The organism is Lachnospiraceae bacterium JLR.KK002, assembly GCA_036941025.1.
Lineage (GTDB): Bacteria > Bacillota > Clostridia > Lachnospirales > Lachnospiraceae > Petralouisia.
This window is the reverse complement of sequence record JAYMNP010000001.1, coordinates 2,779,570-2,803,965: the sequence shown is the minus strand read 5'-3', so window position 1 is coordinate 2,803,965 and position 24,396 is coordinate 2,779,570. Positions and strand designations below refer to the sequence as shown.

Below are 24,396 nucleotides of genomic sequence, written 5' to 3'. Positions count from 1 at the left end.
AGGGAATCATCAGAGTGAACAGGAGGAACAGACAATGGAAAGAAAAAATGCATGGAAGAAATACCCGGAAGGGGAACGGGAAGCAGTATTTGCTTTCGGAGAACAGTACAGAAAATTCATTTCAGACTGTAAAACAGAGCGGGAATGCGTGACAGAGCTGGTGGCTCAGGCGAAGGCAGCAGGATTCGAGGATTTAAAGGATATTCTGGCCTCCGGCCGGACCATCAAAACCGGGGACAGAATATATGCGGAAAATATGGGTAAACTGCTGGCGCTGTTCGTCATCGGAAAACAGCCTCTGGAACAGGGCATGAATATCCTGGGAGCTCATATTGACTCGCCGAGACTGGATTTAAAACAGGTACCCCTCTATGAAGATACGGAGCTGGCCCTTCTGGATACCCATTACTATGGAGGCGTGAAAAAGTATCAGTGGGTGGCTTTGCCCCTGGCCCTTCATGGAGTGATTGTGAAGAAAGACGGCACAAAAGTAATCGTCAATGTAGGGGAAAAAGACGAAGATCCTGTATTCGGTGTCAGCGACTTGCTGATTCATCTGGCCGCAGACCAGCTTGAGAAAAAAGCTGCCAAAGTCATAGAAGGGGAAAATCTGGATGTGCTGGTGGGCAGTATTCCCTTTGAAAAAGAAGAAGATAAGGAAAAAGCCAAAGAAACTGTCAAGGCAAATGTACTGAATATTCTGAAAGAACAGTATAATATAGAAGAAGATGATTTCCTGTCAGCGGAAATCGAAGTGGTTCCCGCCGGAAAAGCCAGAGACTACGGGTTTGACCGCAGCATGATTATGGGCTACGGCCATGATGACAGAGTATGCGCATATCCTTCCTTTGCAGCCCTTCTGGAAGCAGGCGTATGCGAAAAAACAGGAGTCTGCCTGCTGGTAGATAAGGAAGAAATCGGAAGCGTGGGAGCTACGGGTATGCAGTCTCAGTTTTTTGCCTATACGGTAGCGGAAATTATGAATCAGATGGGCGGTTACAACCAGATTACATTCAACCGGGCCATGAGCAGCTCCAAAGTCCTTTCTTCCGACGTAAGCGCGGCTTACGACCCCCTGTATGCCTCTGTTATGGAGAAGAAAAACTGCGCATACTTCGGAAACGGACTGGTGTTCAACAAGTACACAGGCTCCAGAGGAAAAGGAGGCTCCAACGACGCCAATCCCGAATACATGGCAGAGCTGCGGAAGATTATGGATGACAACGACGTATCTTTCCAGACTTCAGAGCTTGGAAAGGTAGACCAGGGCGGCGGCGGAACCATCGCCTATATTCTGGCAAATTATAATATGTCTGTGATTGACAGCGGCGTGGCTGTGCTGAACATGCACGCTCCCTGGGAAATCATCAGCAAAGTGGATTTATATGAAGCAAAACGAGGCTATACGGCATTTTTGAAAGAGGCGTAAATGTTAAACGAGATTTTTTCAGAACAGTTACGGAAGATACTGGGGGAAGAACAGTACAGCATACAGGAACCCATGAGCAGGCACATTACCTTTCGCGTGGGAGGCCCGGCCGATTACTATGTGCGTCCCGGAAGAGAGCAGATAGAGCCGGTGGCTGCACTGTGCAGAGAGTTTGAAATTCCCTGGATGGTGAAAGGGAACGGCAGCAATTTGCTGGTGGGGGATAAGGGCGTCCGGGGCCTGGTGATGGAACTGGGTAAAATGGCGGAACATATTACCGTGGAGGGTACCGTCGTTCGGGCAGAAGCAGGGGCGATGCTGTCAGCAGTGGCCCTGCAGGCAGCCCGCCAGGAACTTACCGGCATGGAGTTTGCCTCAGGAATCCCCGGCAGTATCGGCGGAGCAGTGGTTATGAATGCGGGAGCCTACGGGGGAGAAATGAAGCAGATACTGAGAAAAGTAACGGTGTTCACTCCGGAAGGGCAGGAAAAAGAACTAAGCCTGGCAGAACTGGATTTGGGATACCGCCATAGCTGTATTCCGGAAAACCGCTATATTGTACTGGAGGCAGAGCTGGAACTTCAGAAAGGGAATGGGGAAGCCATCCGGCAGCGGATGGCGGAACTGAAGGAACAGAGATTCGCAAAACAGCCTCTGGAATACCCCAGCGCCGGAAGCACCTTTAAGCGGCCGGAAGGGTATTTTGCAGGAAAACTCATCCAGGATGCGGGACTTCGGGGCTATCAGGTGGGCGGCGCCCAGGTGTCCGAAAAGCACTGCGGATTTGTCATCAACCGGGGCCAGGCAACGGCCGGGGATATCCGGCAGTTAATCCGGGACGTACAGGACAGGGTGGAAGCCAGAACCGGGGTGCGCCTGGAGCCGGAAGTCAGGTTTACAGGGGAATTTTAAGGGGATATTAAGGAGGATAAGCAGTGAAATTTGTGATTTTGACAGGGATGTCCGGAGCAGGAAAAAGTACGGCTCTGAAAGTGATGGAGGATATCGGGTATTTTTGTGTGGATAATCTTCCGATTGCCCTTCTTGAGAAATTTGCGGAGCTTGCGGACGTGCCGGGGGCAGAGCTGCAGAAAGTGGCCCTGGGGGTGGATATCCGCAGCGGCCAGTCACTGGATGAACTGCAGAATGTTCTGGACAGGCTTCGCCAGGCAGGAACATCTTTTGATATTCTCTATCTGGATTCCACAGACCAGGTGCTGGTGAAGCGTTATAAGGAAACCCGGCGTACCCATCCTCTGGCAGGAGGGGAGCGGGTGGACAAAGGAATTCAGAAAGAGCGGATGCGTCTGGAATTTCTGAGGAAACAGGCGGATTACATTCTGGATACCAGCAATATGCTCACCAGAGAGCTGAAAGCAGAGCTGGAAAAAATATTTGTGAAGAATCAGGATTATAAGAATCTGTTTGTGACGATTGTTTCCTTTGGCTTCAAATACGGAATCCCCACAGATTCGGATCTGGTGTTTGACGTGCGGTTTCTGCCCAATCCCTATTATGTGGAAGGGCTGCGGGCCAAAACAGGCAACACCAGAGAGATTCAGGAATTTGTCATGCAGTACCCGGAAGCAGGAAAGTTTCTGGATAAACTGGAAGACATGGTGAGATTTCTGATTCCCCATTATATCACCGAGGGTAAGACCCAGCTTGTAATCAGCGTAGGCTGCACCGGAGGAAAACACCGGTCTGTGACCCTTGCCAACGGACTGTACGAGAGACTGAAGCACCAGGAATCCTTTGGAATCAAAATTGAACACCGGGACATCCAGAAGGATGGACAGCGAGGAAAATAGCAGGAGGAGAGATACATGTCTTTTTCCGGTCAGGTAAAAGAAGAACTGTCACGCCAGATTCATAAGAGCAGACATTGCCGGATTGCGGAAATTGCAGCTATTCTGAGCTTTGCGGGAAGGCTGGAAGAAACAGAGGAAGAAAGCATTCTCAGAGTGTACACGGAGAACCTTTCTCTGGCCCGGAAATACTTTATCCTGATGAAACAGACTTTTCAGGTCACCTGTCGGATTGCGGTACGGCAGAATATTTATCTTCACAAAAGCAGAACCTTCGTGATTTCCCTGTCCGGACAGGAGAAAGTCGGCAGGGTACTGCAGGCGGTCAAATGGCGCAGTGAGAAAAATGAGGATATCCGTACCAGAGAACTGGTGCACGGAATTCTGGTACAGAAATCCTGCTGCCGCCGGGCCTTTATCCGAGGCGCATTTTTAAGCGCGGGCTCCATGAGCGACCCGGAGAAATCCTATCATTTCGAGATTGTCTGTACCGGAGAAGAAAAGGCCGGACAGTTAATGGAAATCATCAACAGCTTTGACATGGATGCCAAAGTGGTCATGCGCAAAAAAAATCATGTGGTCTACCTGAAAGAAGGCGCCCAGATTGTGGATATGCTGAATATCATGGAGGCCCATGTGGCCCTGATGAATCTGGAAAATGTACGGATTATCAAGGAAATGCGCAATTCCGTCAACCGTCAGGTGAACTGCGAGACGGCCAATATCAATAAAACGGTCAGCGCGGCAGTACGCCAGGTGGAGGACATTAATTATATAAAGCATACCAGAGGGCTGGACAGTCTGCCGGATAATTTAAGAGAAGTGGCTCTGATTCGCCTGCAGTATCCCCAGGCTCCCTTAAAAGAACTTGGAATTTTTCTGGAGCCGCCGGTGGGAAAATCAGGGGTGAACCACAGACTTCGCAGATTATGCGAACTGGCGGAAGAATACAGACAGACAGATTGTGAGAATATGCAGGGCGGAAAATCGCCTGCGTAAAGTAAGGAGGAAGGCCTATGCTGCGGGAAACCATGAAAATAAGAATCAAAAATGGGGCGGATGCACGTATACTGGCAGAACTGGTGCAGGTGGCCAATTACTATTCGTGCAGTGTTTATCTGGAAAAAGACGGAAAGCGTATCAATGCCAGAAGTCTGATGGGGATGATGAGTCTGGGGCTTCCGGAAGGAGAGGAAATTACGGTGACAACAGACGGAGAACGGGAAGCAGACGCCATGGAGTCTGTCCGGCAGTTTCTGAAAGATTAAGGGAGGCGCTCCGATGAAAAGAAAAAAACTGCTGTTTGTATATAACCCTTTTTCCGGAAAAGGGCAGATTAAGCATAAATTATCGGAAATCACAGACCAGTTTGTAAAGAGCGGATATGAAGTGACTATTTATCCCACCCAGAAGCCTCAGGACGCCATGGAGCTGGTGGAGCAGGCGGAAGACGTTTACGCCCTGGTAGTTTGCAGCGGCGGGGACGGTACCCTGGACGAAACCGTAACTGGAATGATGAAACGGGAGAAAAAAGTACCCATCGGATATATTCCCGCAGGCAGCACCAACGATTTTGCCAATTCCCTGGATATTCCCAAAAGTATGGAGCAGGCCGCAAGGATAGCAGTGGAGGGAGAACCCTTTGGCTGTGACATCGGCAGCTTTAACGGAGATTATTTCGTCTATATTGCGGCTTTCGGCCTGTTTACGGATGTGTCCTATGCCACAAGCCAGGAGCTGAAAAACAGAATCGGCCATCTGGCCTACCTGCTGGAAGGGGTAAAACGGATTCCCGGTATCCAGTCTTACCATCTCCAGGTCACCTGTGAGGGCCAGACCTTTGAAGACGAATTTATCTACGGGATGGTAACCAATTCCACCTCCGCCGGAGGATTCAAAAATATTACCGGGAAACATGTGGAGCTGGACGACGGCCTTTTTGAGGTCACTTTAATCCGTATGCCCAGAAATCCCATAGAGCTGAATGAAATTATCGGAAGCCTGACCAATCTCATTGACGATACGGATTTGATATATACCTTTAAAACAGACCGGATTGCCCTGAAGTCCCTGGAGGAAATTCCCTGGACTCTGGACGGAGAGTTCGGAGGGGCCCACAGGGAGGTGGAAATTCAGAATGTGAAACAGGCTGTTCAGATTATGATAAAAAGGAAAGAATTATCAGGATAATATCTTTTCTTTTTGGAAAAAGTAGGATATAATAGCTAAGGACAGAACTGTTCCCAACAGTTTGCCGAAAGATTTGAAATTCAGGAGCGTTCCCTGTCATGGACAGGGGGCAGAAATGGAGGAAGAGAAATGTTAGTATCTGCAAAAGAAATGTTACAGAAAGCAAAAGCAGGACACTACGCAGTGGGGCACTTTAACATCAACAATCTGGAGTGGACGAAGGCTGTCTTACTGACTGCAGAGGAATTAAAATCCCCGGTTATTCTGGGTGTATCCGAAGGCGCGGGAAAGTATATGACAGGATTCAAAACAGTAGTTGGAATGGTAAACGGAATGCTGGAAGAACTGAAGATTACAGTTCCTGTTGCACTTCATCTGGATCATGGCAGCTATGACGGATGTATGAAATGTATTGAAGCAGGATTTTCTTCTATTATGTTTGACGGTTCCCATTATCCCATCGAGGAAAATGTGGAGAAGACAAAAGAGCTGGTAAAGCTTGCCCATGATAAAGGAATGTCCATTGAAGCAGAAGTAGGCGCTATCGGCGGCGAGGAAGACGGCGTTGTGGGAGCAGGAGAATGTGCGGACCCGGATGAATGTAAGGCAATTGCAGATCTGGGCGTTGACATGCTGGCAGCAGGCATCGGCAATATCCACGGAAAATATCCGGATAACTGGGCAGGACTGAGCTTTGAGACTCTGGATGCCATTCAGCAGCAGACAGGCGATATGCCTCTGGTACTTCACGGTGGTACAGGCATTCCGGAAGATATGATTAAGAAGGCAATTTCCCTGGGCGTTGCAAAGATCAATGTAAATACAGAATGTCAGTTGTCCTTTGCAGCAGCAACCAGAGAATACATTGAAGCAGGCAAAGATCAGCAGGGCAAAGGCTTTGACCCCAGAAAGCTGCTGGCACCCGGCACAGACGCCATCAAAGCTACCGTAAAAGAGAAAATGGAATTATTCGGCTCTGTTGGAAAGGCATAAAGAAAGCATATTTCACAGTCGGACAGAAGGACATTGTCTATATTCCATAAAAAAAAGAAAGAAAAAGAATAAATTTATCTGAAATAGCAAAAAATAAAATTTTTCTAAAATTTCTATTGCTTTTTTCTGAAAAGTAGAGTATCGTATTACCAGACAGAAAACAAACGATAGAACAAGGGCGTTCCAGCAGAGGTGGAATGCCCTTTTTTTGGAAAGGAAGAGAGTGTATGAGCGAATATTACAACGTATCAGAAATTTTTGGGGAAAACGTATTTAACGATGCAGTTATGCAGGAACGTCTCCCCAAAAAAGTTTACAAACGGCTGATGGACGTAATCAGCGAAGGCAGGGAGCTGGATCTGGAGACTGCGGACGTGGTTGCCCATGAGATGAAGGAATGGGCCATTGAAAAAGGTGCTACCCATTATACCCACTGGTTCCAGCCTCTGACCGGAGTGACAGCGGAAAAGCATGATTCCTTTATCACAGCTCCCATGGCGAACGGAAAGGTACTGATGAGCTTTTCCGGAAAAGAGCTGATTAAGGGAGAGCCGGACGCCTCCTCATTTCCATCGGGAGGACTGCGGGCTACCTTTGAGGCCAGAGGCTATACTGCCTGGGACTGCACTTCCCCGGCCTTTGTAAGGCAGGACGCGGCAGGAGCCACCCTCTGTATTCCCACTGCATTCTGTTCCTATACGGGAGAAGCCCTGGATCAGAAGACTCCGTTGCTGCGCTCCATGGAAGCCATTAACATCCAGTCCATGCGTCTGCTGAAATTATTTGGAAATACCACATCCAAAAAAGTGACCCCGTCCGTAGGGCCGGAGCAGGAATATTTCCTGGTGGACCGGGAGAAATATCTGAAACGGAAAGATTTGATTTTCACCGGACGTACCTTATTCGGCGCCATGCCTCCCAAAGGCCAGGAAATGGATGACCATTATTTCGGAGCTATCCGGGAGCGGATTGCGGCCTATATGCGGGATGTGAATAAAGAGCTGTGGAAACTGGGGGTTACCGCCAAAACCCAGCACAACGAAGTGGCTCCGGCCCAGCACGAGCTGGCGCCCATCTATGCGGAAGCCAACGTGGCTGTGGACAATAACCAGCTTGTGATGGAAACACTGAAGAAAGTAGCCGGCCGCCACGGTATGATGTGTCTGCTTCATGAAAAACCCTTTGCAGGGGTGAACGGTTCCGGAAAACATAACAACTGGTCCATCACCACCGATGACGGAATCAATCTTCTGGATCCGGGCAAGACTCCCCATGACAATATCCAGTTCCTGCTGGTGCTGACCTGTATTCTGAAAGCAGTGCACAAACATGCGGATTTACTCCGGGAATCTGCCGCAGACGCCGGAAATGACCACAGGCTGGGAGCCAATGAGGCGCCGCCCGCTATCATTTCCATTTTCCTGGGAGAACAGCTTCAGGATGTGCTGACCCAGTTAATCAGCACCGGAGAGGCTACCAGAAGCCTGAAAGGGGAAGTGCTTCAGACAGGTGTGAAGACCTTGCCCGATTTTATGAAAGACGCCACTGACCGGAACCGTACCTCACCCTTTGCCTTTACCGGCAATAAATTCGAGTTCCGTATGGTGGGTTCCAATGATTCCATTGCAGCTCCTAATGTGGTGCTGAATACCATTGTGGCAGAAGCCTTTTCCGATGCCTGCGACGTACTGGAAAAAGCAGATGATTTCGAGATGGCAGTGCATAACCTGATTAAAGAGCAGGCCACAGCCCATCAGGATATTGTATTTAACGGGAACGGTTATTCACCGGAATGGGTGGAAGAAGCCGAACGCCGGGGACTTCCCAATATCACCAATATGGTGGATGCAGTTCCGGCGCTGATTACGGACAAAGCCGTAGCATTGTTTGAAAAATTTAACGTATTTACCAGAGCTGAACTGGTATCCAGAAGCGAGATTCTCTATGAAAGCTATGCAAAGGCGCTGAACATTGAAGCCCGCGCCATGATTGATATGGCAGGAAAACAGATTATCCCGGCGGTAATTAAGTATACCACAGCCCTTGCATCCTCCATCAATGCTGTGAAAGCCGCATGCGACGCGGATATCAGTGTCCAGACAGATTTGCTGAAAGAAGTGTCCGCGCTCCTGGCAGAAGCGAAAAATGCCCTGAAGAATCTGACGGAAATTGCAGACCGGGCTTCCGCCATGAGCGAAGGCAGAGATCAGGCCATCTGTTATCGTGACCAGGTAAAAACAGCCATGGACGCACTGCGTACGCCGGTGGATAAACTGGAAATGATTGTAGATAAGGATATGTGGCCCATGCCGTCCTACGGAGATCTGATTTTTGAAGTATAGTATATAAATAAGAGAAACGGCCTGTGTGCGGCGGCCTTAAAAGGGCTCCGTACACCTGGCGCATTCCCTGAAAAGGGAGGATGCCAGGCAACTGTCGTCGCCTGGCATTTATTATGAAAAAGTTTATTCGAAAAAGTAATTTAATGTATAATTACCTGAGACTTTCTTTTGTTATGGTTTTATTATATGTGGAAGAAATGAAGTTTCCGTGTTGATGAAATGAAACTTTTTTGAATCTAAAATGAATAATCTGTGAACAGAAAACTGCATGAAAACGGTACTTTTGTGGAGCCACGACGCTGTGGACGACGGAAAAGCACCGTTTTTTATTTTATAAACAATTATGCGCACCTGTGCGCAAAAGGGAGGAATTATTATGACAGAACAGACAATTGTAAGCCTGGTAAGCGAGCATACCTTTGGCATCTGGTTTTTAATCGGGGCCGCGCTGGTATTCTGGATGCAGGCAGGATTTGCCATGGTGGAAGCAGGTTTTACCAGGGCGAAAAACAGCGGCAACATTCTGATGAAGAACCTGATGGACTTCTGTATCGGAACGGTAATGTTTATTCTTATCGGATTTTCTCTGCTGCTGGGAGAAGATCTGCTGGGATTTATCGGAAAACCGGGATTTGATATTTTTTCATCTTATCAGGATTTTGATTTTTCAAATTTTGTGTTCAATCTGGTATTCTGCGCCACTACAGCCACCATTGTGTCCGGCGCCATGGCAGAACGGACAAAATTTTTATCCTACTGTATATATTCCGGTGTGATTTCCGCTCTGATTTACCCCATCGAGGCTCACTGGATCTGGGGCGGCGGCTGGCTGGCTCAGATGGGATTTCATGATTTTGCAGGCTCCTGCGCCATCCATATGGTGGGCGGAATTTCCGCTCTGATTGGAGCCGGGATTCTGGGGCCCCGAATCGGTAAGTTTTCACGGGATAAAGATGGGAAAATCAATAAAGTGAATGCATTTCCGGGGCATAATCTGCCACTGGGCTGTCTGGGCTGTTTCATTCTCTGGTTCGGATGGTACGGATTTAACGGTGCGGCCGCAACCAGTATCCCTCAGCTCGGCTCCATTTTTCTGACCACTACCATTGCACCGGCAGTGGCAACGGTGGTATGTATGGTGTTTACCTGGATAAAATTCGGCAAACCTGACGTGTCCATGTGTCTGAACGCCTCTCTGGCAGGCCTGGTGGGAATCACCGCCCCCTGTGATGTGACAGACGCCTTCGGTGCCATTGCAGTCGGCCTGGTATCCGGCCTTCTGGTGGTATTCGGCGTATGGCTGCTGGATTACAAACTGCACATAGACGATCCGGTGGGGGCTGTGGCAGTCCATTGTCTGAATGGAATCTGGGGAACTGTGGCAGTAGGGCTGTTTGCCACCTCCTCCGCACCCGGAAGCGAAATTGACGGACTGTTTTACGGAGGCGGATTCCATCAGCTCGGCCTTCAGCTTCTGGGAGTTGTATCTGTGGCCGCCTGGACGGTGGTAACCATTACCATTGCATTTCTGGCTATCAGAGGGACCATCGGCCTGCGGGTAACGGAAGAAGAGGAGATTGTGGGTCTGGACGCCACGGAACATGGAATTGCTTCCGCATATTCCGGATTCAGCATTATGGATATTTCCAATACCATGACCATGGATATCAACGAAAATACGGATTTGGGCATTTCAGAATATGAAAATGCCTCTCCTGCCCAGCGGGATGCGGCGGTAAAGGTGGTGGCTCCACCCAGAGAGGTCACCGGTATGTACAAGGTATCCATTGTGGCAAAACTGTCCAGGTATGACAAACTGAGAAAAGCCATGAATGAGCTGGGAGTTACCGGCATGACCGTAACACAGGTGATGGGCTGCGGCATCCAGCGGGGAGCCGGAGAGAAGTACCGGGGCGTGGAACTGGACGCGACTCTGCTGCCCAAAGTGAAACTTGAAATTATCGGCGGAAATATTCCGGTGGAAAAAGTAATTGAAGCGGCCAGAAAAACCCTTTACACAGGCCATATCGGTGATGGCAAGATTTTTGTATATGATGTGGCAAAGGTGGTAAAAATCCGTACCGGAGAGGAGGATCTGGCGGCGTTGCTGGATGTGGAATAGCATGTAACAGATACCTTTCAGAAACCAGTGGATTTTTTCGTCCAAAGCGTTTATAATGAAGACAATAATGAAAAGTAAAGCGCGGAGGAAGGAAAATGGAAAATAATCTGTTATTTATCAATCAGAATAAAGATATTATCCAGGAATTTCTGGAGGCGATGGAAGGAAGAGACTGCCCTATGGAAATTGATACGGCTGACAGCGGCCTGGAAGCGGCATTTCTTCTGAAGAAAAAGAAATATAAGGTAGTGGTCACAGGACTGGATCTGCCCACTTATGACGGAACGAAAATCATCGAATATCTGAACAGAAATTATCCCAGGACCGTCTGTATCGTTTATTCCTGGCGGCTGGAGCTGGCCCATGTAAAGCTGCTGGTAAACGAGCGGAAGGTATTCCGGATTTTCCAGCGGCCCACCAACTATCTCCAGTTGTACGGAGCTATTATGGACGGATTTATCAAATACGACAGGAAAGAGACAGACGCTCTGGAACGGCGTGATCTGGAGCAGAATCTGAAAAAAGCGTCCGTACAGGCAGCCATGCTGAAACGGGTAGCAGAGGAACGCCCCTGGGAGAAGAAAGAACTGGTCAAATTCCTTCATGCACTGCTGAATGTGTTTGTCCGGGATGTTGAGTCAGAACTGTCTGAGCAGGAAAAATGGAAGCTGGTTGAATACGAGCGGAAGGTATTGTTCCGTCTGCTGGAAAAAGAGGGAGGATTCCCTGGGAATCTGGAAGAGGTCAGACGTGATATCTATAAGCATTTTCTGCATCCGGAGCGGGATCAGCAGGTGGTGCTGGAGATTGAAAACTGCCCCCAGGAGATGGACCCGTATTTTTGCACAAATCTCCACTTTATTATCTGGCTGCTTCTTACCAGATTTGAGATGATTTCCTGGGTATTCCACGTAAAAATTGTGATTATGCCAGTGAATCAGGAGCGGTTCCGTGTAAGAGTAGAAGGTGTGTTCCCGGAGAAGGTCTGGGGAGAGGCCCACGAGAACCGGACAGCAAGGGTGATGACCGGGGTAACCCAGAATATACTGGAGTGCTTTGCAGACCGGTTTAACCAGAGTATCAGCGATGAAAAAGTTGTTTATTATATGGAAGTAGCCGCCAGACAGCCTGCACAGACAGAGCAGGCAGAAATCTGATTTCTGCGGCAACAAAGCGGACAGGTCCGCATATTACTTTTATCTTATGGGAAGACACTTTCACGCTTTAGCGTGGCAAGGTCTTTCCTGTAAGATAAAAAGAGGCGCTGTAAAATCATCCGGACAGATGATTTTACAGCGCCTTCTTCCGGCAGGAAATAATAAGCGGACAGATTATGCTGTCTGATTTGCCATTTTACAGAGTTCTTCCAGCATTTTCGGCAGTTCCGTGTGCATGGTTTCTTCTGAAAACTGGCATGTGCCTACTTTCCGGTGTCCGCCGCCCTGGTATTTCAGCATCAGGCTGCCCACATTTACTTCACAGGTACGGTTCAGAATGCTGTAGCCCACAGCAGCAGAACAGCCCTGTCCGCCCCGGCCGCTGACAATCCATGCGGAAATATTCTGTTCCGGATACATACTGTAAATCATAAAGCGGTTTCCCGTATAGATGGGCTCCACACCTCTTAAATCAGAAATAATCACATTTCCTTCTGTCCGCGTATACTTTTCTACCATTTCCTTAAACTTTTCCGTCTGTTCCCAGTATACTTCAATTCGTTCCTTCACATCCGGAAGTTCCAGAATCTCCGTTGTGGACATGGTGCGACATGCTTCCATGAGCTTTTCCATCAACTGGTAGTTGGAAATGGAAAACTGGCGCCATCTTCCAAGTCCGGTTCTGGGGTCCATCAGAAAGCCAACCAGGATCCATCCGGAGGGATGAAGTACTTCCTCTATGGTCAGGTTGCCGGAATCTACCTTGTCTACCGCTTCCATCATTTCTCCGAACTGGGGAAAACGTTCGCTGCCTCCGTAATACTCATAAATAATCCTGGCACAGGAAGGGGTAATCCTGCTCTCACCTTTATATTTTCCTTCCAGCTCCAGCCGCTCATGTTCGCTGGAATGATGGTCGAACCACAGTCCGCAGCCTTCCACAAAAGGTACATTTGCCAGACAGTCGTTCTCATTGATTTCCACCAGACCATCCTGTAAATCCTTTGGATGTGCAAATTTCCAGGTGTCAATAATGCCTGCCTCTAAAAGCAGTGCTCCGCATACCAGGCCGTCAAAATCGGAACGTGTCACTAATCTCACTTTAATATCCTCCTCACTGTGATTTATCATAGAACGTATTCTTTTATTTATCATATCATATCATAACTGCGGCGCAATACGCAATCTGTTCTTCCGGAAAGGACACAAAATCTGCAACAGTTCGGCGCAGGTCTCTTTAAACAGGCCGCAGACCGCCTGCCAGGCAGTCCGCTGCAGGCGCAGTTCCTGCCTGAGGCTTAAGGGACGTTCAGGGGGTGTTTTCCCCGGTGTCATTTTCCGGAGGCTCCGGTTCTTCCGTGTCATTCTCCGGAGGTTCCGGTTCCTCTGGTTCTTCCAGCTCCTGGTCATTCCTGTCCTGCTCGCTGTCGTCCCTGTCGTTGTCGTTTTTGTCGTTTTTGTCGTTTTTGTCCGGCTTTTTGTTATTGTCAGAAGGAAGATTGATTTCCGGAATTTCAGGAATTACAGAGGCTGCTGTGTGGATGGTACAGTAATTTTCCTGACTCAGGGAATCGGACAGCAGGTAAGGGCCGTCGTCCGTATCCGGGGAACCTCCAACGATATAGATACCGCTCTGCCGGTTTTCTTCCGGACAGAATTCATTTGCAAGCATACCGGAGGCCGTACAGATGGTGGCGCTTACATGATGGTCGCAGTACTCGTTGGGAACGGTTCCTGCGGCAAAAAGTTCTGTTTCCACCATGCTGCCCCGCGGGTCCATGTCACACAGGCCTTCTACCGCCAGTTTCCCGGATTTTTTGCAGACGTCGGCTGTCACGATGCCTTCCGGCCGGGTAAATTCCTTATACTCCAGATTTTCATGAAGGCGGCCCATAATATTTTTCCAGAGTGTTTTGGGATTGGCTGTAAGGGCGCCCTCCTGGGGGCTGTTGTCATCATAGCCGCACCATACCGTACAGGTATAATAGGGAGTAAAGCCTGCAAACAGCACGTCCCGGTTCTTTGTGGTGGTTCCTGTTTTTCCTGCAATGGGCATGTTGCCGAAGTTGACGGCCCCTCCTGTTCCCACATTGACCACATCCTCCATGGCGGAAGTCAGCAGATAAGCGGTACTTTCCTTTAATACGGTATGGGTTTCCGGGCTGTTGTCAATCAGCACGTTGCCGTTGTGGTCCAGAATCCTGTTATAAAATCTGGGTTTAATATAAGTGCCTCCATCGGCAATGGTGGCGTAGGCGCCGGTCAGTTCCAGATTGGTCACACCCTGAGTAATGCCGCCCAGAGCCAGGGATTCCACAATGTCTTCCTCCTTCAGGGTGGTGAAGCCAAAATTTTTCAGATAATCATAACCGGTCTGGGGGGAGATATCTGCCAGTGTTTTTACTGTCACCACGTTGATGGATTTGGTGATGGCGTAACGGATGGTGGTGAATCCCCGGTAACTGTCGTCATAGTTGCGCAGGGAAGTTCCGTTGGAATAGGAAAAAGGTGCGTCATCCTGCACGGTGGCAAGGGTCATGCCGGCAGTGTCAAGAGCCGGTGCGTAGGCTGCCAGTACCTTAAAGGTGGAGCCGGGCTGTCTGGAGGTATCGGTGGCCCGGTTCAGGGTCCGGCTTCCGGTCTTGTCTCCCCGGCCGCCCACGATGGCTTTCACATCCCCGGTATACTGGTCTATGATGGTAACAGCCGCCTGGGGCTGCAGAGTGAATACCACAGATTCCCCTCCTTCCGGAATGGTGTCCCCGCTTTCCATAATTTCGGCTTTGTAGGCGTCGATGGCGGCCTGAGCTTCTTCCTGGCTGGAGAAATTCAGAGAATAGTCCGGGGAGGCGGCGCTGTAATAGGAAATCATGGTCTGGTCGCTGTAATTCTTCATGGTACCGTCTTTTTTTTCCACGGTAAGCCGGTAGGAAAAGGAATATTTTGCGGCGGTGGAGTAATTATCCGGATTATTGACTTCCTCGTCGCAGACCTGCTGAATGGCCATGTCCTGGGTGGATTCAATGGTAAGGCCGCTGTTGTAAATGGCCTTGTATGCCTGAGTATCCGTGTAGCCTTTCTTTTCCACCAGGTCCTGTACCACCTGGTCAATCACCGCGTCCACGAAATAAGAATTGGGATTTTCTTCTGCATATTCAATATTTACCTGCTGAATCCGGGAATAAACGTCGTCTTTCAGGGCTTCTTCGTACTGCTCATCTGAAATATAGTTCTGATCCCGCATATTTTTCAGCACCTGTTTCTGGCGCTTCTTATTTTCTTCCGGATGGCTGACGGGATTGTAGGCGGAAGGATTCTTGGTAATCCCTGCGATGACCGCTCCCTCGGAAAGGGTCAGCTCGGAAACGTCTTTTCCAAAATAGCGGCGGGAGGCGGACTGGACGCCCAGAGTATTCTGCCCAAGGTTGATGGTATTCAGATAATTTTCCAGTACCCAGTCTTTGGATTTGATTTTGCTCAGCTCTACGGCAAGGTACTGCTCCTGGATTTTACGTTTGACCTTTTCAATGCCGGACTGGTTGGTCCAGCCTTCAAATACATTGTTTTTCAGGAGCTGCTGGGTAATGGTGCTGGCCCCCTGGCTGAAGTGGAATCCGTTGCTGATGCCTTTAAAGCCTGCCCGGATAATCCCTTTTAAATCAATGCCGTTGTGCTCATAGAACCGTTCGTCCTCAATGGCCACAAAAGCATGTTGCACGTCTTTCGGAATTTCATCCAGAGTGACGTAGACCCGGTTGGAGCCGGATGCTACCAGTTTGGCCGTCTGCTTCCCCTGATTGTCCAGTACCACGGACAGATAGCCTGTGGGGGTGGGGTCAATGTCTGAAATATCGGGTGCCGAATCAATAATGCCTTTGAAGATGCCGATACCTGCGCAGCCGCCGATGACAACTGCGGCCAGAAAGCAGATAAGCAGTGTTTTAAAGAAAATGACTGAAAATTTTTTGCGTACCAGTGTTGCAGTGGAAGTAATCTGTTTTTCCTTCCGGGATACGCCTTTCTTTCCATAATTCATATAGTAAGCCTCCTTAAATCAGGTCAGTTATGATACCGTATGGGACATTTGCAGTTACCGGAACACCCGTAGGGTGTGAACAGTAACTGGTTCTTAATTTATCACAGTATTATAACAAAAAAGGACTGGTAAATAAAGCAAAAATATCGTAAAATGTAAATAAGGCATAACGGCTCGGTTTATGTATGGCCGGGCCGCTGCATAAAAATAAGAAAAGGAGAAGAATACTATGGCAAGATTTACGTTACCAAGGGATGTCTATCACGGACCGGGGTGTCTGGAGGAGCTTAAGAACCTGAAAGGAAAAAAAGCAATCCTTGTAGTGGGCGGCGGTTCCATGAAACGCCAGGGATTTCTGGATAAGGCAGTTGGCTATCTGAAAGAGGCCGGCATGGAAGTGGAGCTTTTTGAAGGCGTGGAGCCCGACCCCTCTGTGGAGACAGTAATGAAGGGTGCGGAGGCAATGCGCAAATTTGAGCCGGACTGGATTGTTTCCATGGGCGGCGGCTCTCCCATTGATGCTGCCAAGGCAATGTGGGCGTTTTATGAATATCCGGACACCACATTTGAAGATTTATGCATTCCCTTTAATTTCCCGGAACTGAGACAGAAAGCAAAATTCTGTGCAATTCCCACAACTTCCGGAACTGCAACGGAGGTTACGGCTTTTTCTGTAATTACCAATTATCAGACAGGCGTAAAATATCCGCTGGCTGATTTCAATATCACACCGGATGTGGCAATTGTGGACCCGGATTTAGTGGCAGGACTTCCGCCGAAGCAGGTGGCTTACACCGGTATGGACGCCCTGACCCATGCTATTGAGGCTTATGTGTCCACACTGAACTGTTCCTTTACAGATCCTCTTGCACTGCAGGCAATTGAGATGGTTCTGGATTATCTTCCGGCTTCCTATAACTGCAATATGGCTGCAAGAGAGCAGATGCATTATGCTCAGTGCCTGGCCGGCATGGCATTTTCCAATGCCCTTCTGGGAATTGTACATTCCATGGCTCATAAGACAGGCGCCGCATTCTCTACAGGACATATTCCCCATGGATGTGCAAATGCCATTTATCTGCCTTATGTAATCAAATACAATGCAAAAGATCCTGTTGCGGCAGGCCGTTACGCTGAGATTGCACGCAGAATGGGACTGGACGGAACCTCAGAGAAAGCTCTGATTAACAGCCTCTGTGCAAAAATCGACGACTTCAATGTACGACTCAATATACCGAAGACCCTGAAAGAATTCGGTATCAACGAGGACGAGTTTAAAGAAAAAGTTTCCGGTATTGCAGAGCGGGCAGTAGGCGATGCATGTACGGGCTCCAATCCAAGGGAAATTGACCCGGCCACCATGGAAAAACTGTTTACCTGTACATATTATGGGACAGAAGTTGATTTTTAATTCTGTTCCGAAAGTATCTTTTTGTAAATGAAGACCCGCCTGCTGCGGTCGTATGGCCGTCGTATGCGGGAATAAAAAGAGAACCGGGAACCGGCTGCCCAGGACGGTGTTCCCGGTTTCCTCAAAAGGTGGATTATGTCTGTAAAAATATTATATCAGGGCGGAACGGGAGAAATTGTGGAGAAGAAATCCCGCTTCATTGCAAATCTGGAACCAGTTGGTACCGAGGAGGAGGCTCTGGCGTTTATCGGGAAAATGAAAAAACAGTACTGGGACGCCCGTCACAACTGTTATGCTTTTGTGGCCGGAAGCAGTCAGAATCTGCAGCGGTGCAGCGATGACGGAGAGCCGGGCGGGACTGCGGGACGCCCCATGCTGGATGTGCTTCTGAAAGAAGATATCCACAATGCGGCAGTGGTGGTAACCAGATATTTCGGCGGAACGCTGCTGGGAACCGGGGGACTGGTGCGGGCTTACCAGAAAGCAGTGCAGGAAGGGCTGCGCAACAGCATTGTGATTGAAAAAATGACGGGAAGACCCCTTGTTATTGACAGTGATTATAGTGATATTGGGAAAATTCAGTATATTCTGGCACAGAATCAGATTACTGCCATGGATACCCGTTATACGGATAAAGTGACAACGGAAGTTATGGTGCCTCTGGAAAAACTGGAATTTCTGCAGCAGGAAATTACAGAAGGAACCAGCGGGAAGTCTTCCGTCCGGACGGGGGATTCCGCGGAATTTGCACTAATTGACGGAAAAATAAAAATTTTTTAAAAAAGTGCTTGCAATTCTTTCGGAACTCGTATATAATACATTTTGTTGAAAAACAATGGCCCATCGCCAAACGGTAAGGCAACGGACTCTGACTCCGTCATTTCAAGGTTCGAATCCTTGTGGGCCAGTCTGAAAACCCATCACAGATGTGATGGGTTTTTGTTCTCTTATAGGAAATACCTTGTCACGCTGAAGCGTGAACGTATTTCCTATAAGAGAAAACGATTATGCGCACTCGCATGAATGGAATAATGTCGCTGAAGCGACCATGCTCGGCGCGTCAAAGTGTTCAGGTCTCTCAGAAATGAGGGATTCAGGGAGCCCCTGCAGACCTGTCCACTTTGTTTTTTACAGGGAAGACCTTGTCACGCTGAAGCGTGAAAGTATCTGTTCTATGTTCTTACAGTTACAGGAGGAAAGCATGTATAGTTTTGAAAGCAGAGTCCGCTACAGCGAGGTGGACAGTGAAGGAAACATTACGCTAAATGCCATATTGGATTATTTCCAGGACAGCAGCTCCTTCCATTCGGAGGAACTGGGCCTTGGACTGGAATACCTGATGAAACGGAATCTGGCCTGGGTTCTGTCCTGCTGGCAGGTGGAACTCAATCGCTATCCCGTATACGGGGAACGTATTACGGTAAGTACATGGCCCTATGATTTTAAAGGATTCCTGGGATATCGGAATTTTACCATGAAGGATGAAAGAAGCGAGATTCTGGCTTATGCCAATTCCGTGTGGGTGCTGCTGGACGTGGAGAAAGGAAGGCCTGCAAAAATCCTGCCGGAAATGTCGGAGGCATATGTATTTTCACCGAAATTCCCCATGGAATACAATTCCAGGAAAATTCAGCTTCCGGAGCAGATGGAGGCCCATGAGACATTTCCGGTACACAAATATCACATTGATACGAACCGCCATGTAAACAACGGGAAATATGTCAGCATGGCTCAGGAATATCTGCCGCAGGGATTTAAAATCGGGAAAATGCGGACAGAGTACCGGAAAGCGGCGGTATACGGAGATATCATCCATCCCTTTACCATGGAAGAACCGGGCAAAACAGTGGTAAATCTGGCGGATGAGCAGGGAAAGCCTTATGCAGTTGTAGAATTGGAGGAACGTACATGATACGGTTAGGAGAGAAACAGGAGCTTGTAATTGTAAAAACAGTGGATTTCGGCGTATATCTGGCGGAAAGAACGGAAGATGAAAGAAAGGTTCTGCTTCCGGCAAAACAGGTGCCCCAGGGAGCGGAACCCGGAGACCGGGTGGAGGTTTTTGTGTATCGGGATTCCAAAGACCGGATGATTTCCACCACCCAGGAGCCGAAGCTGAAAATGGGGGAGGTTCGGGCACTGAAAGTAGTGTCCGTTCAGAAAATCGGCGCATTCCTGGACTGGGGGCTGGAGAAGGACCTGTTCCTTCCCTATAAGGAACAGACCCTGAAAGTCCGGGAGAATGATGAGATTCTGGTCAGGCTCTACCTGGATAAAAGCAGCCGCCTCTGCGCCAGCATGAGAGAACTCTATGAAATGCTGGAAACGGATTCTCCTTACCAAATCGGCGACATGGTACAGGGCCGGGTGTATGAGTTCAGCGATAATTTCGGCGCTTTTCTTGCAGTGGATGACCGTTATTCCGCGTTGATTCCCCGGCACGAGGACCACAGCTCCCTGCGGATTGGAGACCGTGTGGAAGCCAGAGTAACGGGAGTGAAACCGGATGGCAAGCTGGATCTGACCCTGCGGGAAAAGGCTTATGTCCAGATGAACCAGGACGCGGAAAGGGTACTGGAGATTCTGGAAGAATACGGAGGCGTACTGCCCTTCAATGACAAGGCTTCACCTGAAATCATTATGCGGGAGACAAAAATGAGCAAAAATGCCTTCAAACGCGCGGTGGGGCATTTGTACAAGGAGAGAAAAATAGAAATCACAGAAAAGAGCATTCGTAAAGTACAGGAGGATACTGCATGTCTGAGAACAAAAGCGTAAACCGGCTGTTTCTGGCCGTAGTGGTAATTTATCTGAGTGTGAGCCTGGGATTTTCCATGCTGACAGCATGGATTCCGGCTTTGCAGGGAATGTCTGTGTATGTCTCCATACTGCTGTCCCAGTCCCTGATATTCGTGCCCTGTTTTCTTTACTGTAAGCTGAAAAAGATAAACATCCGGGAACTGGTACCTTATCGGAAAATAAACTTTGCCACCATTGTGCTGGTGGTAGTGTGCACGTATCTGATGTATCCGCTGGTGGTGGTGCTGAACGCCATTTCCATGCTGTTTTCCACAGGCGGAAGCGCGTCGGTGGCAGAGATGATTATGGAAGGCCAGTCTCTGGCGGCGAATCTGGTCTGCGTGGCTCTGGTACCTGCCTGCGTGGAAGAATTCATGTTCCGGGGCCTGCTGTTTCAGACTTACCGGAAAAGCAGAATACTGCCGGCAATTCTTCTGAGTGCTTTTCTCTTTGGATGTATGCACATGAACCTGAATCAGTTTGTCTATGCGTTTGCCCTTGGCGTGTATCTGGCCTTTCTGGTGGAGGCCACCGGAAGTATTTTCAGTTCCATGATTGCCCACTTTACCCTGAATGCCACCGGTGTGGTGTTATCCTGGCTGCTGCCCATGCTGTATCAGGCCGCCGGGGTGGAGCAGATGACCCAGATTCCCCAGGGCGGGTATGCCGCTAATATGGAAGGGGCGGAATTAATCGTATTTCTGATGGGAATTGCAGTCTGGGGAATCATAGCCATTGGCACAACCTGCGGAGCTGTGGGGGTTTACATCGCCATCTGTAAAATCAATCACAGGTGGGATTATGTGAAGCATATGTTCTCCCAGGGAACCAGAGAAAGGCTGTTTACGGTTTCGCTGGTGCCGGGTATGCTGATTGCGTTTGCTTATATGGGATTTTCCATTTATCTGGAGCGGATGTAAGGGAATTCTGCAGAATAAAAAAGCAGATTCTTTACAGACTAAGTAAGAAAGAATCTGCTCATAAAGTATGACAGCGGCGGGATTATACGGAGATGTCAATATTTCCTCCCAGATGGGGGTTCACAGACTGTTCCATGAGCTTAATCATGGAATCTCCCATATCCTCTACGGTGTCAAGCTGTTTGCTCAGCATGAGAACGCCGAAATCATTCTGTACGTTGGCCATGCTGAGGGAAGTTGATAAGGAAGCAATATCCATATCAGATACCTCCTTTCCTGTAACATGAATATACAGTATTATTATTGCATGGAGAGAAGGAAAAATCAATAAGAAAGTCATAGAATAAGGAGGGTTTTTATGTGTTATGATGTGATTATCCTGGGGAGCGGGCCGGCAGGATTAAGCGCGGCCATATATGCGAAAAGGGCCAGACTGCATACGTTGATTATAGAAGAAAAGCCGCTGAGCGGCGGCCAGATTCTGGATACTTATGAGGTGGACAATTATCCGGGGCTTCCGGGCATTACCGGGTTTGAACTGGGACAGAAGTTCCGTGAACATGTGGATAAATTCGAGGCGGAAATTGTCAACAGCCCGGTAAAGAGTATTGATGTAACGGGGGACAGGAAAACCGTTGTCACGGAAAAGGGCACCTATGAGGCCAGGACCCTGATTCTGGCAATGGGAGCCAGACACAGGAAGCTGGGAATTCCGGGAGAGGAGAGACTTCTGGGTATGGGTGTGTCATACTGCGCCACCTGCGACGGAGCGTTTTTCAGAGGAAAAACCGTTGCGGTGGCAGGAGGCGGAGACGTGGCCCTGGAGGATGCGCTGTTTCTGGCCAGAGGGTGTGAAAAGGTATATCTGATTCACCGGAGAGAGGAATTCCGGGGCGTGCGGATTCTTCAGGAGAAAGTGAAAGAGACGACCAATATTGAACTTGTGTTAAACTGCAATGTAACGGAAATCCGGGGAGAGAACCAGGTGTCCTCCATTCTGGTGCATGATAAGAAGACAGATTCGGACCGGGAACTGGAAGTGCAGGGCATATTCATTGCGGTGGGTACGGAGCCCAATATTGCAGCGGTAAAGGGGATGGTGGAACAGGATGAGCAGGGATATATTCTGGCCGGAGAAGACACCAGAACCAGCGTGGAAGGCGTGTATGCGGCAGGAGATGTGAGAACCAAGCAGCTCCGGCAGGTAATCACTGCAGCAGCCGACGGAGCCAATGCAATTACTTCTATTGAAAGATATATCCGGTAAATGAAAAGGCAGTTTTAAATATTGACAGGATTCGAGGAAATATCGTAATAATTTTGTAAAAGTTTACAGTTGACAGAGACAGCCCTCCTTGCTATAATAAATTTCGTAATAAGTTCGTAACAAATGAAGAATCCCGTAAGGACTTCATGTTCATAGAAAACAGATAGCAAATGGAGGGTATTATGAACAGAAATTCAATCAGAAAAGCAACTACCTGTTGTTTAACCGCCGCAGTTGTATTTACAGGAAGCTCTTTTGTTTCTCATGCAGCAGTAAGCGCAGGTGCAGGAAATTTGATTTCAGCAGCACAGGAGACACAGATAGATAACAGTCAGGATACGAAGAAAGAGAATTCCGCAACAGCAGGTGTTACAGAGATTTTTGCAAATTCTCTTGCGCCGAGACAGGAAGCCATCGACACAAATGTGGATGTGGTTCAGAATGAAACCCCTGTTGTGAAAACAGAGTACGATGATATTGCGATTGCTCAGGTTGACGATTATGTAAATGTACGCTCCATTGCAGGAGAGGATGGAGAGGTACTTGGAAAATTATATAACAATTCCGCATGTACCGTACTGGGAGCCGAAGGAGACTGGTATAAAATCCACTCCGGTAATGTGGAAGGATACATAAAGGCAGAATTCCTGGTTCTGGGCGACGCAGACCTGGCAAAATCCGTTGGATACAGAGTGGCAGACGTAACCACTGACAATCTGAACGTACGGGCAGATTCCAGTACGGAATCTGATGTTCTGGGACAGGTTCCCCAGGGTGAGAAACTCAGCGTTGTGGAAGAAAAAGACGGTTGGGTAAAAGTGGCAATTGAAGAAGGAGACGGATGGGTATCCAGCGAATTCGTAGATTGCAGCACCAACTATGTGGTAGCTGAATCCAAAGAAGAAGAGGAAGCACGTCTTAAGAAAGAAGAAGAAGAGAGAAAGGCTGCTGAAGAAGCAGCAAGAAGAGCTACCAGATCTTCATCTTCTTCCAGTTCCTCAGGCTCCTCCGCACCGTCTTCCGGTGAGAGCAGAAGCTACAATCCGCCAAGCGGCGGAAGCGGACAGGCAGTTGCAGATTATGCATGTCAGTTCGTGGGCAACCCATATGTATATGGCGGGACAAGCCTGACAAACGGAGCTGACTGTTCCGGATTTGTAATGAGCGTATACGCTGCATTTGGCGTAGGCCTTCCTCATTCCTCCAGCGCGCTGGCAGGTGTAGGATATGGTGTAAGCACAGACGCAATGCAGCCTGGTGATATCGTATGCTACAGCGGACATGTTGGAATCTACATTGGCGGAGACACCATTGTACATGCCAGCACAGAAGCTACTGGCATCAAATATACTTCTCCCGCAGCTTACAGACCGATTGTTGCAGTAAGAAGAATTTTCTAAGAGCAGAATAAGATAAAAAGGAACCCCGGAGGCGGGGTTCCTTTTTTTATGCACAGCCCCGTGCAGCGGAAACATGCCGCTATGCGGCGCACGGGACGCGCGGCGAGCAGGGAAGATGGCTCTTCTCTGCTCGATTCTTACAGGACATACCGTAAATGCTAAATTGTTACACAATTATTCCAGTTTTCTAACTTAAATTTATCAGAAAAAGGAAGGAATAAATTACCGGTTTCAGAATGGAAAAAAGTGCACAAAATTATAAAAACAGGGATAAATTTATCCAGAAGTTATCCACATGAAAATGACCTGGAAAATCCAAAAAAGTGAGTTATACACAGAGTTATACACATTATCCACAAAAAATCATGTGAATAAAGTGGTTTACATAGTAAAAAAAAGAAACATCTGTTTTGTGAAGTTGTGATAAATTTAAAGAATCCGTCAAAAAACAGAGAAAAGGATTGACTTTTTAAAAGACACAAAAAACATGATTTGCAGGGGAAATATCAGTCAATTTGTTAC

At 48.5% G+C, this 24,396-nt stretch carries 20 protein-coding genes and 1 tRNA gene; 18 read left to right on the top strand and 3 right to left on the bottom strand.

Annotated elements, in window-relative coordinates; translation table 11 throughout:
* Window positions 1-34 precede the first annotated feature (34 nt).
* The 10 genes from VSQ32_13715 (at window position 35) to VSQ32_13670 (ending at window position 12,041) form a co-directional block, all read left to right on the top strand.
* Window positions 35-1,429 carry an aminopeptidase gene (locus tag VSQ32_13715; protein ID MEH2943891.1) on the top strand — a complete coding sequence of 465 codons (1,395 nt, stop codon included), beginning with the start codon at window positions 35-37 and terminating at the stop codon, window positions 1,427-1,429.
* On the top strand, window positions 1,430-2,341 hold the full coding sequence (gene murB / locus VSQ32_13710) for a UDP-N-acetylmuramate dehydrogenase (GenBank protein MEH2943890.1): 912 nt from the start codon (window positions 1,430-1,432) through the stop codon (window positions 2,339-2,341).
* 23 nt (window positions 2,342-2,364) lie between these two features.
* On the top strand, window positions 2,365-3,240 hold the full coding sequence (gene rapZ / locus VSQ32_13705) for an RNase adapter RapZ (GenBank protein MEH2943889.1): 876 nt from the start codon (window positions 2,365-2,367) through the stop codon (window positions 3,238-3,240).
* A gap of 15 nt (window positions 3,241-3,255) precedes the next feature.
* Window positions 3,256-4,236, top strand: coding sequence for a DNA-binding protein WhiA (gene whiA, locus VSQ32_13700; protein MEH2943888.1), 981 nt, complete (start codon window positions 3,256-3,258; stop codon window positions 4,234-4,236).
* Between the two features lie 17 nt (window positions 4,237-4,253).
* A complete protein-coding gene (locus tag VSQ32_13695) occupies window positions 4,254-4,505 on the top strand; it encodes an HPr family phosphocarrier protein (GenBank protein ID MEH2943887.1) in 252 nt (83 codons plus the stop codon).
* Window positions 4,506-4,518: 13 nt separating this feature from the next.
* On the top strand, window positions 4,519-5,427 hold the full coding sequence (locus tag VSQ32_13690) for a YegS/Rv2252/BmrU family lipid kinase (GenBank protein MEH2943886.1): 909 nt from the start codon (window positions 4,519-4,521) through the stop codon (window positions 5,425-5,427).
* Between the two features lie 129 nt (window positions 5,428-5,556).
* On the top strand, window positions 5,557-6,420 hold the full coding sequence (gene fba / locus VSQ32_13685; protein MEH2943885.1) for a class II fructose-1,6-bisphosphate aldolase: 864 nt from the start codon (window positions 5,557-5,559) through the stop codon (window positions 6,418-6,420).
* 227 nt (window positions 6,421-6,647) lie between these two features.
* A complete protein-coding gene (locus VSQ32_13680) occupies window positions 6,648-8,762 on the top strand; it encodes a glutamine synthetase III (GenBank protein ID MEH2943884.1) in 2,115 nt (704 codons plus the stop codon).
* A 376-nt stretch (window positions 8,763-9,138) separates the two neighbouring features.
* On the top strand, window positions 9,139-10,884 hold the full coding sequence (locus VSQ32_13675) for an ammonium transporter (GenBank protein MEH2943883.1): 1,746 nt from the start codon (window positions 9,139-9,141) through the stop codon (window positions 10,882-10,884).
* 95 nt (window positions 10,885-10,979) lie between these two features.
* Complete coding sequence (locus VSQ32_13670) at window positions 10,980-12,041, top strand: response regulator (protein MEH2943882.1); 1,062 nt, start codon at window positions 10,980-10,982, stop codon at window positions 12,039-12,041.
* A 174-nt stretch (window positions 12,042-12,215) separates the two neighbouring features.
* On the opposite strand, the gene VSQ32_13665 is transcribed toward VSQ32_13670, so the two are convergent.
* Together VSQ32_13665 and VSQ32_13660 are read right to left on the bottom strand one after the other, a co-directional pair.
* Window positions 12,216-13,142, bottom strand: coding sequence for an exopolyphosphatase (locus tag VSQ32_13665; protein ID MEH2943881.1), 927 nt, complete (start codon window positions 13,140-13,142; stop codon window positions 12,216-12,218).
* 208 nt (window positions 13,143-13,350) lie between these two features.
* Entirely contained in the window at window positions 13,351-16,077 is a 2,727-nt protein-coding gene (locus VSQ32_13660) for a PBP1A family penicillin-binding protein (protein ID MEH2943880.1), read from the bottom strand.
* Between the two features lie 229 nt (window positions 16,078-16,306).
* On the opposite strand from VSQ32_13660, the gene VSQ32_13655 reads away from it, so the two are divergent.
* The 6 genes from VSQ32_13655 to VSQ32_13630 all read left to right on the top strand — a co-directional run bounded on the left by VSQ32_13655 (window position 16,307) and on the right by VSQ32_13630 (window position 21,207).
* Window positions 16,307-17,488, top strand: a complete 1,182-nt coding sequence (locus VSQ32_13655) for an iron-containing alcohol dehydrogenase (GenBank protein ID MEH2943879.1) — start codon at window positions 16,307-16,309, stop codon at window positions 17,486-17,488.
* A gap of 135 nt (window positions 17,489-17,623) precedes the next feature.
* The gene (locus tag VSQ32_13650; protein MEH2943878.1) at window positions 17,624-18,268 is read left to right on the top strand and encodes a YigZ family protein; all 645 of its coding nucleotides are present in this window, start codon (window positions 17,624-17,626) and stop codon (window positions 18,266-18,268) included.
* A 56-nt stretch (window positions 18,269-18,324) separates the two neighbouring features.
* Window positions 18,325-18,396, top strand: a tRNA-Gln gene (locus tag VSQ32_13645).
* 293 nt (window positions 18,397-18,689) lie between these two features.
* Window positions 18,690-19,400, top strand: coding sequence for an acyl-ACP thioesterase domain-containing protein (locus VSQ32_13640; protein ID MEH2943877.1), 711 nt, complete (start codon window positions 18,690-18,692; stop codon window positions 19,398-19,400).
* Complete coding sequence (locus VSQ32_13635) at window positions 19,400-20,266, top strand: S1-like domain-containing RNA-binding protein (protein ID MEH2943876.1); 867 nt, start codon at window positions 19,400-19,402, stop codon at window positions 20,264-20,266. Before VSQ32_13640 ends, VSQ32_13635 begins: the two co-directional genes overlap by 1 nt.
* The gene (locus tag VSQ32_13630; protein ID MEH2943875.1) at window positions 20,245-21,207 is read left to right on the top strand and encodes a type II CAAX endopeptidase family protein; all 963 of its coding nucleotides are present in this window, start codon (window positions 20,245-20,247) and stop codon (window positions 21,205-21,207) included. The genes VSQ32_13635 and VSQ32_13630 overlap by 22 nt, the downstream gene beginning before the upstream one ends.
* An 82-nt stretch (window positions 21,208-21,289) precedes the next feature.
* Here VSQ32_13630 and VSQ32_13625 read toward each other — a convergent pair whose 3' ends face one another.
* Complete coding sequence (locus VSQ32_13625; protein ID MEH2943874.1) at window positions 21,290-21,466, bottom strand: YjfB family protein; 177 nt, start codon at window positions 21,464-21,466, stop codon at window positions 21,290-21,292.
* 99 nt (window positions 21,467-21,565) lie between these two features.
* Here VSQ32_13625 and trxB point away from each other — a divergent pair, with 99 nt between their 5' ends.
* Together trxB and VSQ32_13615 are read left to right on the top strand one after the other, a co-directional pair.
* Window positions 21,566-22,474: a thioredoxin-disulfide reductase gene (gene trxB / locus VSQ32_13620; GenBank protein ID MEH2943873.1), complete on the top strand. Its 909-nt coding sequence runs from the start codon at window positions 21,566-21,568 to the stop codon at window positions 22,472-22,474.
* A gap of 182 nt (window positions 22,475-22,656) precedes the next feature.
* Complete coding sequence (locus VSQ32_13615) at window positions 22,657-23,874, top strand: SH3 domain-containing protein (GenBank protein ID MEH2943872.1); 1,218 nt, start codon at window positions 22,657-22,659, stop codon at window positions 23,872-23,874.
* Window positions 23,875-24,396 lie beyond the last annotated feature (522 nt).